Raw genomic sequence first — 17,031 nt, 5'->3', positions numbered from 1 at the left:
ACCTTAAAACAGCATAAAAATGCTGTTTTATCCCTTTGTTTTTCATTGCATTTTAGAACGCAATGAAATCCCTAAATCAATTATACCTAAGATTGTCACAAGAGGAAACAGCATTGGAATAAACATACATACGATAAAACTAATAATAGGAACACCTTTCGTAAAACCTTTTTTGTGTGCTAAAAAGGTGATAAACGTTAATCCTTGCAATACAAGTAGCAACGCAAAGATTACATATAGATTAGAAAATACCATATGTAAATATGATGTTGGTTCAACTTTTATGAAAGTTGATAGCAAAATAAATATGACGTAATACCAGACGATACTCTTTGGCAATTGTATATCTTTAAATTTAGGCCAAGGTGTCACGTCGTACTTTAATTTTCTCAAAACACTACCTGATATTAGCACTGTGATCCAAGAAAAACATACAGAAACTAGCACAAGTATACTTGGAAATAACGTTTGTAATATATCATTCATTTGTGCAAATAACTCTTTTTGTTCCTTACTAACTGGCATACCAGCAGCATTTGCTATTTTTTCACTTTGCGCCATACTTTCACTAAACATATTTTGCATTTGCTTCATTAAATCTATGTTAAAAAACTTTATACTCCCCACATAAATGAGCATCATACCAATTAAATATGCAAGTGTTCCAGCTATCAATATCTCCACTGGTTTTTTCCCTTTTTTATACATATATCCTAATACAACACCTATTAATCCAAACATCACTGTCTTTATGAGACTAATCGGCTGACTGACAATAACTGTAACAAAAAGTGACGCTACAAAAATCATGAATACATTAGATAGTCTATGTCTTACTGTTAATAATATAAATGGTAACGGCAACGCAAATATTGCAACTGTACCTAAAATCGGAACATACATAGATATCAGCAATAAAATTGCATATATCGCCAATAATGCTGCACCCTCAGTAATAAATTTCGTACTTTTCATCATCTAACCTCTCTTTCAAAAAGAAAAGCATAGCAAAATGCACAGTAGAGTCCGACTCTACTGTGCATTTCATACGCTATTATTCACCAACATATGGTAAAAGTGCCATTTGACGAGCACGTTTAATTGCAACTGTAAGTTTGCGTTGGTATTTTGCGCTTGTCCCTGTTACACGACGAGGTAAAATTTTACCACGCTCAGAAACGAAACGTTTTAATAAATCAACATCTTTATAGTCAATGCGAGTGATGCCGTTAGATGTGAAGAAACACACCTTACGACGTTTCGCACGTCCACCTTTGCGTCCTGCCATGTCTATTCCCTCCATTCTTTGTTAAAAATAGCCGATTCATACCATTAAAATGGTAAATCGTCGTCCGAAATGTCAATCGGTTGACCAACATTCGAAAATGGATCGTCATTCTTCGTAAATCCAGAGTTACCAGTGTTACCTGAGTTACCTGGATTACTAGATTGACCAAATGGGTTAGAGCTTTGGTTACCGAAACCAGCTCCTGATGGTTGCTGATTGAATGAACCACGTTGCTCCCCACCGCCATTACGCGGCTCTAAAAATTGTACGCTCTCCGCAAGAACTTCTGTTACATATACACGTTTACCATCTTGTCCATCGTAATTACGAGTTTGAAGACGTCCGTCTACGCCTGCTAAGCTACCTTTTTTCAAATAATTTGCCACGTTTTCTGCTTGTTTACGCCATATTACACAATTAATAAAGTCAGCTTCACGCTCACCTTGTTGATTCGCAAATGCGCGATTCACAGCTAACGTAAAAGTAGCTACTGCAACACCATTGGGCGTGTAACGTAAGTCAGGGTCCTTAGTTAAACGACCAACGAGGATAACACGATTCATCAATCGAACCACTCTCCCTTATATATCAATTATTTTTCTTCTTCTTTAACAACGATATGACGAAGGATGTCTTCGTTGATCTTAGCTAAACGGTCGAATTCGTTAATCGCTTCTGCGTTAGAGTTCACGTTTAAGATCATGTAGAAACCTTCACGTAAGTCGTTGATTTCGTAAGCTAAACGACGCTTACCCCACTCTTTCGTGTTAATGATTTCTGCACCATTGTTTGTTAAAACACCTGCAAAACGTTCAACTAAAGCTTTTTGAGCTTCTTCTTCAACGCCAGGACGAATGATGTACATAATTTCGTACTTTCTCATTACACTTTCACCTCCTTTTGGTCTAAACGGCCCATAATGGGCAAGGAGCAATTAATTTATAGTAATTACTCACGAGTTTAGATTATATCATAGTAAGTTATATGAATCAACTCACCAATACGTAAAAAACTTGGCAAACATATAATATATTTGCCAAGCCCATATCTTTATTTTTCCTAGGAAATATTAAATTAAACGTTAAAGCGGAAGTGCATAACATCTCCGTCTTTTACGATATACTCTTTTCCTTCTAAACGTACTTTTCCAGCTTCTTTTGCAGCTGTCATAGAGCCATTTGTCATTAAATCAGTATAAGAAACTGTTTCCGCACGAATAAATCCACGTTCAAAGTCCGTATGAATAACACCAGCACATTGTGGTGCTTTCATACCTTGTTTAAACGTCCATGCACGTACTTCTTGCACACCAGCTGTGAAGTAAGTAGCAAGTCCTAATAAGTCATATGCAGCGCGAATTAATTGATCTAAACCAGATTCTTCAATACCTAGTTCTTCAAGGAATACTTTCTTCTCTTCCTCATCTAACTCAGCAATTTCTGATTCAATTTTTGCACATACAACAATTACTTGTGAATTTTCATTTGCTGCAAATTCTTTTACCATTTGTACATATTTATTGTCAGAAGGATCCATAATATCATCTTCACTTACGTTTGCTACGTATAGCATTTCTTTCGTTGTAAGTAAATGAAGGCCTTTAACAATCTTCATTTGCTCTTCTGTAAATTCAACAGTACGAGCTGGTTTTCCCTCTTCAAAAGCTTCTTTTAAACGAACTAAAATTTCATGCTCATATACAGCTTCTTTATCTTTTTGTCTTGCTAACTTCGCAACTCGTTCGATACGTTTATCAACAGATTCCAAATCCGCTAAGATTAGCTCTAAGTTGATTGTTTCAATGTCATCAATTGGATCTACTTTTCCTGAAACGTGCGTAATATTTTCATCTTCAAAACAACGAACAACTTGGCAAATTGCATCTACTTGACGAATGTGAGATAAGAATTTATTTCCTAACCCTTCACCTTTACTCGCACCTTTTACGATACCTGCGATATCAGTAAATTCGAATACAGTCGGAACAGTTTTTTTCGGTTCTACTAATTCCGTTAATTTATTTAAGCGCTCATCTGGTACTTCTACAATCCCTACGTTTGGATCGATTGTACAGAATGGATAGTTCGCAGATTCTGCTCCTGCTTGTGTAATTGCATTAAATAAAGTGGACTTCCCTACGTTAGGTAATCCAACAATCCCAGCCGTTAATCCCATATTTTTCACTCCTATGTCTCAATCTTTCATCATTATAGATAGTAACGAAAAAAATGACAAGTTTCCACCAAATGAAAAAAAGCAACGGCTGTCTACTGCAGCTGTTGCTTTTTCACTATTCTTCATGCTTCACAAGTATTTTTTTCACCTTACGATCAAACTCTCTTCGAGGAATCATTACCGAATGGTCACACCCCTCGCACTTAACGCGGATATCCATTCCCATACGAATAATCTTCCAGCGATTTTCACCACATGGATGGGCTTTCTTCATTTCCACAACATCGTACAAGTTATATTGCTTTTGCTCCATTCTCTAAATCCCTCCCACTATTAAATTGCTTTTTCATTAACTAATTCTTCGCGACTATATAAAACCATACGTGGGTATGGAATTTCAATCCCATGTAAATCAAGACGATTTTTAATCTCTTTGCGAAGAGCTCTTGCAATAACTGCATGTTGCATCGGTTCTACCTCAGCAATAACGCGTAATACAACCTCAGATGCAGCTAACGTTTGAACACCTAATAGTTGAGGAGTCGCTATCATCTTCTCATATTTTTCAGGAAGCTCAACTAATAAATCTTCAATGACTTGCTCTGCTTTCGCTATGTCACTCTCATATGAAATGGATACATCAACAAATGCGACACTATTACTAACTGAAAAATTAGTAACTTGAATGATACTTCCATTTGGCAAAGTATGAATTTCACCTGTCCAACTCTTTACTTTCGTTGTACGAAGTCCAATTTCTAAAACGACTCCCTCAAATTGACCAATTCTTACATAGTCACCTACCGAAAACTGATCTTCCAGCAAAATAAATAGTCCTGTAATGACATCTTTCACTAAACTTTGAGCACCAAATCCGACTGCCAAACCAATTACCCCGGCACCCGCTAATAAACCTGATGCATTAATTTCAAATACACCTAAAATCGCTATTAACATAATAAACATAACAACATATGCCACAATATTTTCAAGCAACTTCGCTACCGTAACTGTACGACGTTCTGAAATTTGAATCGGTGAACGACTCCCCATGCGAAACGCATTTCGTACAATTGCTCTTGCAACTCGCACAACGATTGCACCAAGTATTAAAATAACGACTATTTGTAGTGATTTTACACCTATATTCGTCCAATCAATGGACTCAAACCATTTCAACGCTAAATCCATGTCCCTCTACCTCTCCAGCTAAAATTTCTTTTTAGTTATCCTTCTTATTGTATCAGAACTCTCTCTGATTTCTGAAAAAAATTTATAACTTTAATTCCATTTGTTAACTTCTATTCAGGTATAAAATGAGACGAATATATATATACTAGTACTATTATTTCCGTTTTCATTCACAGTTTGTAAAAATTATGCACTTATAATTTTCCATTTCACACACCATATAACATATTGTGAAAATTTATTAAAAGGATGGGTGCTTCATGAATATTAGAAGTTTTCGCTTACCTTTTTTTGAAAAAGAAACTCAAAATGTTATGCATCATGACCTAGAAGCCTCTGAGACAATCAGTAATTTCTTACTTTCTCATATTCCCATTAAGACTAATATGCCACTCATTCTCGTTTGTATCGGAACAGACCGTTCCACCGGTGATGCACTTGGTCCGTTAGTCGGTACTAAACTAGCACAAATTGAAATCAAAAATCTTCAAGTATTTGGCACACTAGATGAACCAATACATGCACTAAATTTAGAGGAAAAGATTCGGAATATACAGAAAGATAATCCTGCTTCATTTATTATTGCTGTTGATGCATGTTTAGGAAAATCTCAAAGTATTGGTTCTATAACTACCGGAAAAGGCCCCAGTAAACCTGGAGCTGCGATGAATAAGAAATTACCTGAAATTGGTGATTTGCATATACATGGCATCGTAAATTTAAATGGTTTCATGGAGTTTTTCGTACTTCAAAATACAAGACTAAGTTTAGTCATGAAGATGGCTGATGTAATTGCACAAAGTATAAAAGAAACAGACCAAAAATTATCTGCATTAAAAAAAGCAAACCATCTATAAACAATAAGATGGTTTGCTTTTTAATTTTCCTTTGATAATAATTCTAAAATTCGATTTAAATCTTCTTTATTAAAAAATTCGATTTCGATTTTACCTTTTTCTTTTTTCGTTTCTTTGATCTTTACATCCGTACCAAACTTTTCTCTTAAAAACGTTTCACGCTCTACAAAAAATATATTTCTTTCCTTTTTCACTTGTTGTGTTTCACGTGAAACACGTTGATTAATTTCCTGGACAATTTGTTCCAATTGACGGACATTCAATCCTTCTTTTTCAATTCGTTTCAATAAAGATTTCAACTGTTCTTCATCTTTTATTGTAAGTAAAGTTCTTCCATGAGCCATTGAAAGCTCACCGTTTGCAATCATATCTTGAACGAATGAAGGGAGGCTTAACAAACGAGTATAATTTGCGATATAAGGTCTGCTTTTACCAAGACGTTTTGCTAATTGTTCTTGTGTTACATTTAGCTCTTTCATTAACATCTGATATGCCATTGCCTCTTCCATAGGATTTAAATCTTCTCGTTGTAAGTTTTCAAGCAAAGCAAATTCCATCATTTGCTGCTCATTTAATTGCCTTACAACAGCAGGCACTTTCTCAAGTCCGGCCTCTTTAGCAGCACGATATCTTCTTTCACCTGCAACTATTTCATATCCTTTAATACTCTTTCGAGCAATTAACGGTTGCAATATACCGTGCTCTTTAATAGAAGCCGCTAATTCCTGAATCGCTTCTTTATTGAAATGTTTACGTGGCTGATATGGATTCGGCCTTAATTCAGTTACGATAATCTCCTGAATCGTTTCTTCTTCTTTCACATCTAAATCTGGAAAAAACACATTGATTCCTCTTCCTAATCCCTTAGCCACCTGCAATCACTTCCTCTGCTAAATCTAAATACACTTCTGCTCCTCTTGATTTAGCGTCATACTGCATAATTGGTTTTCCATGACTTGGTGCCTCACTTAAGCGAACATTACGAGGAATAATCGAACGATATACTTTATCTCTAAAGTATTTTTTCACTTCATCTATAACTTGAATTCCTAAATTTGTACGAGCATCCAACATCGTTAACAATACACCTTGAATTGCTAAATTTTTATTTAAATGCTTTTGCACAAGTCGAACTGTATTTAATAGCTGACTTAACCCTTCCAGCGCGTAATATTCACACTGTACAGGAATAATAACAGAATCTGCTGCTGTTAATGCATTAATCGTTAATAACCCTAAGGATGGGGGACAGTCAATAATAATATACTCATATTCATCACGAATTGGCTGTAATGCTCTTTGCAAGCGTACTTCCCGGGAAATGGTTGGTACCAATTCAATTTCAGCACCAGCCAATTGAATTGTAGCGGGTAGAACATCTAAGTTTTCAGTTGCGGTTTTCCGTATAGCGCCTTGAACATCTGCATCTTCTACAAGAACATTATAAATACATTGATCTAATTCAGACTTTTCAATTCCTACACCAGTCGTTGCATTTCCTTGAGCATCAATATCTACGAGAAGGACTTTTTTTCCTACTTGTGCCAATCCAGCCCCTAAATTAACGGATGTTGTTGTTTTTCCAACACCGCCTTTTTGATTAGCAATAGCAATGATTTTTCCCATGATGTCACCTACTTTCAACCTTTCTTTCTTATTCTAGAAATAATTATGTTTATTGTAACATGAAATAAAAGTTTTTCTTTTACGTCCTTATTAAACTTCAAAATTTATTTCTAAACTCCTTCTTGCTTTAACAAGAAAATATAGTAAAAGAGACCTCTCCAATAGGATAAGGTCTCTAGCACGTAATTATTTTTTCTTCGGAATTTTAATCGTAATTTGATAGTATTCATCAAACTCTTCTTCTGCAGAATTAACATTCAAACCACTGTTAGCAACCATTTGTAATGATTGTCTAATTGTGTTCATAGCAATTCTCGCATCTCGACTTACTGCTTTTTGCTTCGCTTTGCGCTTTGGTTTTACTTCTTCTAGTAACTTTGCAATTCGTTCTTCTGTTTGCTTTACATTCAATTGCTTCTCCACAATCTCTTGTAAAACCTTCAGTTGTAATTCCTCATTTTTCAAAGGAATAAGGGCGCGAGCATGCCGTTCTGTAATACTTTTTTCTAATAATGCACTTTTGATTTCTTCAGGCAACTTTAATAATCGCAATTTATTTGCGACTGTCGATTGTCCTTTTCCAAGTCGTTGTGCCAATGCTTCTTGTGTTAAATTATGTAACTCAATCAGCTTTTGATACGCCACAGCTTCCTCAATTGCTGTTAATTCCTCACGCTGCAAATTTTCAATTAACGCTACAGAAGCTGTCTCAGTATCATTTAAATTCTTTATTATTGCAGGAACTTTTTCCCACCCTAATTTTGTTGCTGCTCGGAAACGCCTTTCCCCGGCAATAATCTCGTACTTATCATCCTCATATTGTCTCACAACAATCGGCTGGATAAGCCCGTGAGTACGAATCGTTAATGCTAGCTCCTCAATACGTGCATCATCAAAAACTGTTCGTGGTTGATAACGGTTAGGGGTAATGTTCACTATCGGAATTTCCTGTATTTCTTCATATACCTTTTTCTCTATTTCTTCATGGCTTTCGTCTTGTAATTCGAATTCGCTCTCTTTATCTCCAAAGCCAAATAAACGAGAAAACGTATTTTTCATACATATTCCACCACCTTTTAGGCCTATTGACTGTTCTACATAAAATGTTTCCTATGAAACATTTACGTTTTCATTTATATAATTTAATCTTACGTCTAATAAGATTTATTTTTCAATAGGTAATTTATTGGGCGTTCCCGGTTTGCGTGGATATTTCTTTGGTGTCTTGCGCTTTTTCTCGATTAATAAAATATTACGCTCACTTTCTTCAAACGGTAATTGGAACGTAAACATTTCTTTTAATTCTCCGCCAAGTACCTCTAAAGCATATTTGCCATTCTCGATTTCTTCGTTCGCTGCTGCACCTTTCATTGCAATGAATGTTCCCCCTACTTTTACAAGTGGTAAACATAGCTCACTTAATACAGAAAGACGTGCAACTGCACGTGCCATTACAATATCGTATACTTCACGTACACCTTCTTTTTTACCAAATGTTTCAGCACGATCATGACAAAATGCAACGTCACTTAATTCTAACTTTTGCGCTAAGTGGTTTAAGAAATTAATACGTTTTTGTAATGAATCAACAATTGTTACTTTTAAGTGCGGGAAACAGATTTTTAAAGGGATACTTGGGAATCCAGCTCCTGCTCCAACATCACAAATAGAAAATGGTTTCGAAAAATCATAATAAAAAGCCGCTGTAACAGAATCAAAAAAGTGCTTTAAGTATACTTCTTCTTTCTCCGTAATAGCCGTTAAGTTCATTTTTTCATTCCACTCTACTAACGTTTCAAAGTAGATTTCGAACTGCTCTAACTGTCTAGAAGAGAGGGAAATACCCTTCTCTTCCAGCATAGATTGAAATTGTTCTATGTTCATCTAGCAATGTCTCCTTACTATATTATTGGTTCGATACTCGTGCAATTTTTCCTTGTTCAATGTAAATAAGTAAAATGGAAACATCAGCTGGGTTTACACCAGAAATACGTGAAGCTTGCCCCATCGAAAGTGGACGAACATCTTTTAATTTCTGTCTCGCTTCTGAGGCAAGGCTAGAAATCGCATCATAATCAATATCCACAGGGATTTTTTTGTTTTCCATTTTCTTCATACGCTCTACTTGCTGTAAAGATTTCTCGATATATCCTTCGTACTTAATCTGAATTTCAACTTGTTCTGTAATTTCATCATTTAATTCTAATTCACTTGGTACTAAAAGATGGATATGCTCATATGTCATCTCTGGACGACGTAATAAGTCACTTGCGCGTATTCCATCTTTCAATTCACTTCCGCCAATATTGCGAATTAATTCTTGAACTTCAGGACGTGGTTTAATAATAATGCTGCTTAAACGTTCCTTTTCCTGTTCAATTTGTAGTTTTTTATTTGTAAATCTCTCATAACGATCTTCTTTAATTAAACCAATTTCACGCCCAACCTCAGTTAGACGAAGATCTGCATTATCATGACGTAATAATAAACGATATTCTGCACGAGACGTTAATAAACGGTATGGTTCATTTGTGCCTTTTGTTACAAGATCATCAATTAAGACACCAATATATGCATCGGCGCGACCTAAAATAACTTCTTTTTTACCTAAAGAACGACACGCTGCATTAATTCCAGCCATAAGTCCTTGTCCTGCCGCTTCTTCGTAACCAGAAGTTCCATTAATTTGTCCTGCTGTATATAAATTTTTAATATTTTTCGTTTCAAGTGTTGGCCATAATTGCGTTGGTACAATTGCATCATATTCAATTGCATAACCCGTACGCATCATTTCAACATTTTCCAGGCCAGGAATTGTTCTAAGCATTGCACGCTGTACATCTTCTGGTAAGCTCGTCGATAAACCTTGTACATATACTTCTTGCGTATTACGTCCTTCTGGCTCTAAGAAAATTTGATGACGTGGTTTATCATTAAATCTTACTACCTTGTCTTCAATCGAAGGGCAATATCTAGGCCCTGTTCCTTTAATCATACCAGAATACATAGCTGAGCGATGTAAGTTTTCATCTATTAAACGATGTGTTTCTGTACTTGTATATGTTAACCAACATGGAATTTGATCCATAATAAATTTTGTCGTTTCAAAAGAGAAAGCACGTGGCTTATCATCACCTGGTTGGATTTCTGTTTTACTATAATCAATTGTATTGCTGTTTACACGCGGAGGTGTACCTGTTTTAAATCTAACAAGATCAAAACCAAGTTCCTCTAAGTGTTCAGATAACGTAATAGATGGTTGCTGATTATTTGGACCACTTGAATATTTTAAATCTCCCATAATAATCTCACCACGTAAAAATGTTCCCGTTGTAATTACAACTGTTTTCGCTGTGTATTCAGCACCAGCTTGTGTAATTACCCCTTTACATACACCATCTTCAACAATTAAACGCTCTACCAGACCTTGAAACAACGTTAAGTTTGGTGTCTCTTCAATTGTTTTCTTTAACTCATGCTGGTAAGAGAATTTATCAGCTTGTGCACGAAGCGCGCGTACAGCCGGTCCTTTACCCGTATTTAACATACGCATTTGAATATGTGTTTTATCAATATTGCGTCCCATTTCTCCGCCTAATGCATCAATTTCACGAACAACAATCCCTTTTGCTGGTCCACCAACAGAAGGGTTACATGGCATGAACGCTACCATATCTAAGTTAATTGTTAACATTAATGTTTTTGAGCCCATTCGTGCTGCTGCAAGACCAGCTTCACATCCTGCATGACCTGCACCGATCACTATGACATCGTATGAACCGGCATTGTATCCCATTGTTTATTCCTCCTAATAACCTCTATCTCGCTAAAGCATCTCTGATTAAAGTTTCACTTTATTTTCCTAAACAAAATTGAGAGAACAATTGGTCAATTAGGCTTTCATGGACAGTATCACCAGTAATTTCACCAAGTATTTCCCACGTTCTTGTTAAATCAATTTGAACCATATCAATCGGAACACCATTTTCTATTGCTTCAATTGCATCACTAATTGTTTTTCCTGCTTGTGTTAATAATCCGATATGTCTCACATTAGACACATATGTCATATCCGCAGAATCAATTGTTCCTTCAAAGAATAAATCAGCTATTGCCTTTTCAAGCTCATCTATTCCTTTCTCCTCAATTAGAGATGTTGTAATAACACGATTGCCTACCGCTAAATCTGTAACACGTTCCATATCAATTTCTTGCGGTAAATCTGTCTTATTTACAATGACAATGAAATCTTTTCCTTGTACAGCGCGGAATAGATCCTCATCTTCATTTGTTAAAGCCTCACTATAGTTAACTACAACTAACACTAAGTCTGCTTGGCTCATCATTTCTTTTGAACGCTCTACACCAATTCGTTCAACAACATCTTCCGTTTCACGAATTCCGGCTGTATCTATAAGTTTAAGTGGTACACCACGCACATTAACGTACTCTTCAATAACATCACGAGTTGTTCCTGCAATATCAGTTACAATTGCCTTTTTCTCCTGAACAAGACTATTTAATAGCGATGATTTCCCAACGTTAGGTCTACCGATAATCGCGGTAGAAATACCTTCACGTAAAATCTTTCCTTGCTTCGATGTTTCTAATATCTTTTTAATTTCAGCACGGACATGTGTAGCTTTCTCAATTAAAATATTATGCGTCATCTCTTCCACATCATCATATTCCGGGTAATCTATATTCACCTCAATATGAGCTAATGTTTCTAATATTTCTTGACGCAAATAGCCGATTAATTTAGATAATCGTCCTTCCATTTGGTTAATCGCTACATTCATAGCACGATCCGTTTTCGCACGGATTAAGTCCATAACAGCTTCTGCTTGTGACAAATCAATACGTCCATTTAAAAAAGCACGTTTTGTAAATTCACCAGGCTCTGCTAGTCGTACTCCTTGTGCTAAAATAAGCTGTAATACTTTATTTACCGAAACAAGTCCACCATGACAGTTAATTTCTACTATATTTTCACGCGTAAAAGTCCTTGGTGCACGCATAATAGACACCATAACTTCTTCAATAACTTGATTTGTATCTAAATCGACAATATGACCATAATGAATTGTATGAGAAGAAACCTGTGTTAAATCCTTCCCTTTAAAAATACGATTGACTTTCTCAATCGCATCATCCCCACTTACTCGAACAATGGCAATTGCACCTTCCCCAAGTGCTGTGGAAATTGCGGCAATTGTATCAAATTCCATGTCCTTTCACCTCACTTGCTTATTTATCTCTATTTCAACATGATTTTTTTCCGTCACTAAATTATTAGGATACCATAACGAACCTATCTACAAAAGAATAATAACTCATTTTATTATGTCCTTATGTAAAAAACACTAAACTTATTCACAGTGGATAAGTTTAGTGTTTTTTAGTTATCCACATTTATTTTCGCCTCAAAAAAACCGGCACTCAATTGAGTAACCGGTCACTTGGAAGATATTACAACATACCGATGTGGTTCTTTCCCTTCAGAAGTTGTAATGATATTTTGATGATTAGATAATGCTTGGTGAATAATTTTTCGTTCGAAAGAAGGCATTGGTTCTAGAACAACTCTTTTTTTCGTACTCACTACTTGCTTTGCTAATCGATAAGAAAGAGATTCTAACGTATTTTTTCTTTTACTACGATAGTTTTCAGCATCCAGTGTAATACCAATATATTGCTTTGTATTACGATTCGCAACAAGTTTTGTTAAATACTGTAAAGAATTCAATGTATTACCTCTTTTGCCAATTAAAACACCAATATTATCACCATAAATTGTAAATTCAACTTCGCGTCCTTTTACAATTTTTCTAATCTCAACTTCCACACCCATATTTTGAATAACATTTTTTAAATATTCTTCACATTCTTGGATTGGATCTTTTTTCAATACAACTTCTACTACAGCGGGGCGATTCCCAAATAAACCTAGGAATCCCCTCTTACCCTCATCGATAATTTTTATATCTACTCGATCTTTCGAAGCATTTAATTGTCTTAAAGCATCTTGTACTGCCAGCTCGACTGTTTGTCCTTTAGCAGTAATTATACTCACTTGCTTGATCCTCCTGCCTTACTAGCCTTAATCTCAGGCCCTTTGATCATATACATTTGAGCGATACCAAAGATATTACCAACTACCCAGTACAATGATAGTGCTGCTGGGAAGTTAATTGCAAAGACTAAAATCATAATTGGCATAAGCCAAATCATCATTGCCATTTGCGGATTTTGTCCAGCCGTTCCTGCCATTGCAAGCTTTTGCTGAATAAACGTCGTAATAGCAGCAACAATTGGAAGGATATAGTAAGGATCTGCCTGTCCTAAATCAAACCATAAAAATGTATGTTTACTAATTTCTGATGTTCTCATAATCGCATGATAAAAAGCGAATAGGATAGGCATCTGAACAAATATTGGTAAACATCCTGCTAATGGATTTACACCATTTTTTTGATACAACTGCATCATTTCTTGTTGTAATTTTTGTTGTGTTGCTTGATCTTTTGAGCTGTACTTTTCTTTTAATTTCACCATTTCTGGTTGTAACGCCTGCATTGCTTTCGTACTCTTCGTTTGTTTAATCATTAATGGTAATAATGCAAAACGAATGATAAGAGTTGTAACAACGATTGCTAAACCGTAATTACTACCAAATAAATTTGCAAAATACGTGATTAACTGAGAAAGCGGGTATACGAAATATTCATTCCAAATCCCAGTGCTTTTCGGTGTAATCGGTTGATTTGTTTCACTACAGCCGGTAGCAATTGCCATTAGCATAATAACCATGGCTAATAAACCTATTTTCTTTTTCAAAGCCTGCTCCTCCTTGTTTCGGTATGTATATAGTGTAATTCATTTCCTTACGCTACTTTTTTATTCTTTTCATACCAGAGCGTTTAAAGACATGAATTAAGCTTTTCTTTAACTCTTCATATGTCATCTCTGCACAAGGCTTCCTTGCTATTATAACAAAATCTTTTCCAGAATCTATCTCATCTTTTAATTCTATAATCGATTGGCGAATCATACGCTTAATTCGATTACGAACTACTGCATTTCCTATTTTCTTACTAACAGAAAGACCAATGCGAAAATGCGGCTGTTTTTCTTTATCTAATTTGTATACAACAAACTGGCGATTGGCATTCGATTGTCCTTTTTGGAAAACGGCCTGGAATTCATCATTCTTTTTTATACGGTTTTTTTTCTTCATATCAATTGACACTCCTGTATTTCATCAGCGGAAACTCATTATTATTAGAAAAAAAGACCACTGAACGATCAGTGGTCTACGCAGATAATACTTTTCTTCCTTTACGACGACGAGCTGCTAGCACTTTACGTCCGTTTGCTGTGCTCATACGGCTGCGGAAACCATGTACTTTGCTGCGCTTACGTTTATTTGGTTGGTAAGTTCTTTTCATTATATGACACCTCCCTGAGGAATATCTGTTAAAGACAGTCTAATAAATTATAGTAAATCAAATAGGAAAATGTCAATGGTTCTCGAAATTTTCATCAAATATTCGTTTTTAACCTATTCACACACTTTTTCACAGTCCCTACATTTCCTTGTGGATAAATATATTTTCTCTTTTTTGTATCCACAAACTCTTTTTTTACTTTTACACAGTATATCGTATTGTGGACAAGTTTATTCCACAAGGTATTGATTTTGTGGATAACTTTCTTAAATTCATTGCTATAGCTGCTTTTTTTTGATATTATAGTTGTGTTTTCACTTTGAATAAGTTTTCCACACCTTTATTTTATCCACAATTTGTGCATAACATGTGGATAGTTTAAATCACATGTGGGTAAATAGTTGTCCACATTTGTTTTTTTGTCGAAAACTCTATCTCGGATACTAACGACGTTTTTATATTTTAAAATACGTTTCGTATAAATATGCATTAAAAATATTTACAGGTTGTACAATTGTTGCGCAACCTTATTCTTTTACCATCTTTGTAAAGGAGGGACACCTTTGGAAAATATCTCTGATTTATGGAATAATGCCTTAAAAGAATTAGAAAAAAAGGTAAGCAAGCCAAGTTATGAAACCTGGTTAAAATCAACAACTGCTCATAACTTGAAAAAAGATGTATTAACTATTACAGCTCCAAATGAATTTGCTCGTGACTGGCTAGAATCTCATTATTCGGAACTAATCTCCGAAACACTTTATGATTTAACAGGGGCAAAACTAGCTATTCGTTTTATTATTCCCCAAAGTCAGGCAGAAGAGGATATAGATCTCCCTTCTGTTAAGCAAAAACACGCACATGATGAGTCTAATCACTTACCACAGAGTATGTTAAACCCAAAATATACATTTGATACATTTGTTATTGGCTCTGGTAATCGTTTTGCACATGCTGCTTCTTTAGCTGTAGCTGAGGCACCAGCTAAAGCCTATAATCCGCTCTTTATTTACGGGGGCGTTGGACTTGGAAAAACACATTTAATGCACGCAATTGGGCATTATGTAATTGAACACAACCCGAATGCAAAAGTTGTATATTTATCATCTGAAAAATTTACAAATGAATTTATTAACTCAATTCGTGATAATAAAGCTGTCGATTTTCGTAATAAATATCGTAATGTAGATGTCTTATTAATAGATGATATTCAATTTCTTGCTGGAAAAGAACAAACACAGGAAGAGTTTTTCCATACATTTAATGCGTTACATGAAGAAAGTAAACAAATTGTGATTTCAAGCGATAGACCACCAAAAGAAATCCCAACTTTAGAAGATCGCCTTCGTTCTCGCTTTGAATGGGGGTTAATTACGGACATTACGCCACCAGATCTAGAAACTAGAATCGCAATTTTACGTAAAAAAGCAAAAGCAGAAGGTCTTGATATACCAAATGAAGTTATGCTTTATATCGCAAATCAAATCGATTCAAATATTCGTGAACTAGAGGGTGCACTTATTCGAGTTGTAGCTTATTCATCTTTAATTAATAAAGATATGAATGCTGATTTAGCGGCTGAAGCGCTGAAAAATATTATTCCAAACTCTATACCTAGAATTATTTCTATTTCTGATATTCAAAAAGCTGTTGGGGGCGTCTATCAAGTAAAATTAGAAGATTTCAAAGCAAAAAAACGGACAAAATCCGTTGCATTCCCTCGCCAAATTGCGATGTATTTATCACGTGAACTTACGGACTCATCTTTGCCAAAAATAGGTGAAGAATTTGGTGGCCGCGATCATACAACAGTAATCCATGCTCACGAAAAAATTTCGAAGCTATTAAAAACGGATACTCAATTACAAAAACACGTTGAAGAAATTAAGGATATTTTAAAATAGTAGTAGCTGAATAGTGTGAATAACTTAGCTTATTTTACGCACAGTCTATCCACATGTAGATAGACTGTTTTTACATCTTTAAACAGGGTTATCCACATATCCACAAGACCTAGTACTATTACTACTACTTTTTTATCTTTATTAAATAAATAAAATCTTATACTTACCGGAGGTTTTTCGTTATGCGTTTTACAATACAAAAAGACTATCTTGTAAGAAGTGTACAAGATGTAATGAAGGCAGTTTCTTCTCGTACAACAATTCCAATTCTTACAGGGATTAAAGTTGTAGCAAATGAAGAAGGAGTTACTTTAACAGGTAGTGATGCAGACATCTCTATCGAATCATTTATCCCAGTCGAAGATGCTGGAAAAGAAATTGTGGAAATTGAACAATCAGGAAGTATTATTTTACAAGCAAAGTATTTTAGTGAAATCGTAAAAAAATTACCTAAAGAAACTGTCGAAATTTCTGTAGAAAATCATTTTATGACAAAAATAAAATCTGGAAAATCAGAGTTCAACTTAAATGGTTTAGAT

General features: G+C 35.2%; 19 protein-coding genes and 1 pseudogene. 3 read left to right on the top strand and 17 right to left on the bottom strand.

The features are described 5' to 3' along the window. Positions 1-42: 42 nt before the first annotated feature. The 7 genes from QCI75_RS00100 to QCI75_RS00070 all read right to left on the bottom strand — a co-directional run bounded on the left by QCI75_RS00100 (position 43) and on the right by QCI75_RS00070 (position 4,654). The gene (locus tag QCI75_RS00100; protein WP_144506028.1) at positions 43-975 is read right to left on the bottom strand and encodes a YybS family protein; all 933 of its coding nucleotides are present in this window, start codon (positions 973-975) and stop codon (positions 43-45) included. A gap of 79 nt (positions 976-1,054) precedes the next feature. Then, the gene (gene rpsR / locus QCI75_RS00095; protein ID WP_000918874.1) at positions 1,055-1,288 is read right to left on the bottom strand and encodes a 30S ribosomal protein S18; all 234 of its coding nucleotides are present in this window, start codon (positions 1,286-1,288) and stop codon (positions 1,055-1,057) included. Between the two features lie 44 nt (positions 1,289-1,332). Beyond that, positions 1,333-1,854 carry a single-stranded DNA-binding protein gene (gene ssb, locus QCI75_RS00090; RefSeq protein WP_002113227.1) on the bottom strand — a complete coding sequence of 174 codons (522 nt, stop codon included), beginning with the start codon at positions 1,852-1,854 and terminating at the stop codon, positions 1,333-1,335. Positions 1,855-1,880: 26 nt separating this feature from the next. Continuing rightward, positions 1,881-2,171 carry a 30S ribosomal protein S6 gene (gene rpsF / locus QCI75_RS00085; protein ID WP_001233781.1) on the bottom strand — a complete coding sequence of 97 codons (291 nt, stop codon included), beginning with the start codon at positions 2,169-2,171 and terminating at the stop codon, positions 1,881-1,883. A 191-nt stretch (positions 2,172-2,362) separates the two neighbouring features. Then, positions 2,363-3,463, bottom strand: coding sequence for a redox-regulated ATPase YchF (gene ychF / locus QCI75_RS00080; protein ID WP_002130188.1), 1,101 nt, complete (start codon positions 3,461-3,463; stop codon positions 2,363-2,365). A gap of 115 nt (positions 3,464-3,578) precedes the next feature. After that, positions 3,579-3,776, bottom strand: coding sequence for a DUF951 domain-containing protein (locus QCI75_RS00075; protein WP_000436054.1), 198 nt, complete (start codon positions 3,774-3,776; stop codon positions 3,579-3,581). Positions 3,777-3,796: 20 nt separating this feature from the next. Further along, positions 3,797-4,654 (bottom strand): mechanosensitive ion channel family protein, encoded by an 858-nt coding sequence (locus tag QCI75_RS00070; protein ID WP_144506029.1) that lies wholly within the window; start codon positions 4,652-4,654, stop codon positions 3,797-3,799. 260 nt (positions 4,655-4,914) lie between these two features. Here QCI75_RS00070 and yyaC point away from each other — a divergent pair, with 260 nt between their 5' ends. Next, positions 4,915-5,511, top strand: a complete 597-nt coding sequence (gene yyaC, locus QCI75_RS00065) for a spore protease YyaC (protein ID WP_353759795.1) — start codon at positions 4,915-4,917, stop codon at positions 5,509-5,511. Between the two features lie 20 nt (positions 5,512-5,531). On the opposite strand, the gene spo0J is transcribed toward yyaC, so the two are convergent. From spo0J to rpmH, 10 genes are all read right to left on the bottom strand, one after another. Beyond that, positions 5,532-6,383: a stage 0 sporulation protein Spo0J gene (gene spo0J / locus QCI75_RS00060; protein WP_186320880.1), complete on the bottom strand. Its 852-nt coding sequence runs from the start codon at positions 6,381-6,383 to the stop codon at positions 5,532-5,534. Further along, positions 6,376-7,137, bottom strand: a complete 762-nt coding sequence (gene soj / locus QCI75_RS00055) for a sporulation initiation inhibitor protein Soj (protein WP_002016469.1) — start codon at positions 7,135-7,137, stop codon at positions 6,376-6,378. The genes spo0J and soj overlap by 8 nt, the downstream gene beginning before the upstream one ends. A 186-nt stretch (positions 7,138-7,323) precedes the next feature. After that, positions 7,324-8,196 carry a nucleoid occlusion protein gene (gene noc / locus QCI75_RS00050; protein WP_144506032.1) on the bottom strand — a complete coding sequence of 291 codons (873 nt, stop codon included), beginning with the start codon at positions 8,194-8,196 and terminating at the stop codon, positions 7,324-7,326. 105 nt (positions 8,197-8,301) lie between these two features. Next, positions 8,302-9,021, bottom strand: a complete 720-nt coding sequence (rsmG, locus tag QCI75_RS00045) for a 16S rRNA (guanine(527)-N(7))-methyltransferase RsmG (protein WP_144506033.1) — start codon at positions 9,019-9,021, stop codon at positions 8,302-8,304. 22 nt (positions 9,022-9,043) lie between these two features. Next, entirely contained in the window at positions 9,044-10,933 is a 1,890-nt protein-coding gene (gene mnmG, locus QCI75_RS00040; protein WP_144506034.1) for a tRNA uridine-5-carboxymethylaminomethyl(34) synthesis enzyme MnmG, read from the bottom strand. A gap of 58 nt (positions 10,934-10,991) precedes the next feature. After that, positions 10,992-12,368: a tRNA uridine-5-carboxymethylaminomethyl(34) synthesis GTPase MnmE gene (gene mnmE, locus QCI75_RS00035; protein ID WP_144506035.1), complete on the bottom strand. Its 1,377-nt coding sequence runs from the start codon at positions 12,366-12,368 to the stop codon at positions 10,992-10,994. 227 nt (positions 12,369-12,595) lie between these two features. Then, positions 12,596-13,213: an RNA-binding cell elongation regulator Jag/EloR gene (gene jag, locus QCI75_RS00030; RefSeq protein ID WP_070145759.1), complete on the bottom strand. Its 618-nt coding sequence runs from the start codon at positions 13,211-13,213 to the stop codon at positions 12,596-12,598. Next, a complete protein-coding gene (gene spoIIIJ, locus QCI75_RS00025) occupies positions 13,210-13,977 on the bottom strand; it encodes a YidC family membrane integrase SpoIIIJ (protein ID WP_144506036.1) in 768 nt (255 codons plus the stop codon). The genes jag and spoIIIJ overlap by 4 nt, the downstream gene beginning before the upstream one ends. A gap of 52 nt (positions 13,978-14,029) precedes the next feature. After that, complete coding sequence (rnpA, locus tag QCI75_RS00020; protein ID WP_002089963.1) at positions 14,030-14,377, bottom strand: ribonuclease P protein component; 348 nt, start codon at positions 14,375-14,377, stop codon at positions 14,030-14,032. 76 nt (positions 14,378-14,453) lie between these two features. After that, complete coding sequence (gene rpmH / locus QCI75_RS00015; RefSeq protein WP_000831901.1) at positions 14,454-14,588, bottom strand: 50S ribosomal protein L34; 135 nt, start codon at positions 14,586-14,588, stop codon at positions 14,454-14,456. Positions 14,589-15,151: 563 nt separating this feature from the next. Between rpmH and dnaA the strand changes: the two genes are divergently transcribed. Beyond that, complete coding sequence (dnaA, locus tag QCI75_RS00010) at positions 15,152-16,492, top strand: chromosomal replication initiator protein DnaA (RefSeq protein WP_098775566.1); 1,341 nt, start codon at positions 15,152-15,154, stop codon at positions 16,490-16,492. Positions 16,493-16,674: 182 nt separating this feature from the next. Beyond that, a pseudogene (locus QCI75_RS00005) lies at positions 16,675-17,031 on the top strand (DNA polymerase III subunit beta); the annotation flags it as partial.

Origin of the sequence: Bacillus cereus group sp. RP43, assembly GCF_040459645.1 — a bacterium.
In the GTDB taxonomy this organism is placed as follows: domain Bacteria; phylum Bacillota; class Bacilli; order Bacillales; family Bacillaceae_G; genus Bacillus_A; species Bacillus_A mycoides_C.
Note: the sequence above shows the minus strand (reverse complement) of the source record. Positions and strands in the feature narration are given on the sequence as shown.

Excerpts from the sequence above, each read along its gene's own strand:
- QCI75_RS00100 (WP_144506028.1), bottom strand. The coding sequence starts at position 975 with ATGAAAAGTACGAAATTTATTACTGAGGGTGCAGCATTATTGGCGATA.
- rpsR (WP_000918874.1), bottom strand. The coding sequence starts at position 1,288 with ATGGCAGGACGCAAAGGTGGACGTGCGAAACGTCGTAAGGTGTGTTTC.
- rpsF (WP_001233781.1), bottom strand. The coding sequence starts at position 2,171 with ATGAGAAAGTACGAAATTATGTACATCATTCGTCCTGGCGTTGAAGAA.
- ychF (WP_002130188.1), bottom strand. The coding sequence starts at position 3,463 with ATGGGATTAACGGCTGGGATTGTTGGATTACCTAACGTAGGGAAGTCC.
- QCI75_RS00075 (WP_000436054.1), bottom strand. The coding sequence starts at position 3,776 with ATGGAGCAAAAGCAATATAACTTGTACGATGTTGTGGAAATGAAGAAA.
- QCI75_RS00070 (WP_144506029.1), bottom strand. The coding sequence starts at position 4,654 with ATGGATTTAGCGTTGAAATGGTTTGAGTCCATTGATTGGACGAATATA.
- yyaC (WP_353759795.1), top strand. The coding sequence starts at position 4,915 with ATGAATATTAGAAGTTTTCGCTTACCTTTTTTTGAAAAAGAAACTCAA.
- soj (WP_002016469.1), bottom strand. The coding sequence starts at position 7,137 with ATGGGAAAAATCATTGCTATTGCTAATCAAAAAGGCGGTGTTGGAAAA.
- noc (WP_144506032.1), bottom strand. The coding sequence starts at position 8,196 with ATGAAAAATACGTTTTCTCGTTTATTTGGCTTTGGAGATAAAGAGAGC.
- rsmG (WP_144506033.1), bottom strand. The coding sequence starts at position 9,021 with ATGAACATAGAACAATTTCAATCTATGCTGGAAGAGAAGGGTATTTCC.
- mnmG (WP_144506034.1), bottom strand. The coding sequence starts at position 10,933 with ATGGGATACAATGCCGGTTCATACGATGTCATAGTGATCGGTGCAGGT.
- mnmE (WP_144506035.1), bottom strand. The coding sequence starts at position 12,368 with ATGGAATTTGATACAATTGCCGCAATTTCCACAGCACTTGGGGAAGGT.
- rnpA (WP_002089963.1), bottom strand. The coding sequence starts at position 14,377 with ATGAAGAAAAAAAACCGTATAAAAAAGAATGATGAATTCCAGGCCGTT.
- rpmH (WP_000831901.1), bottom strand. The coding sequence starts at position 14,588 with ATGAAAAGAACTTACCAACCAAATAAACGTAAGCGCAGCAAAGTACAT.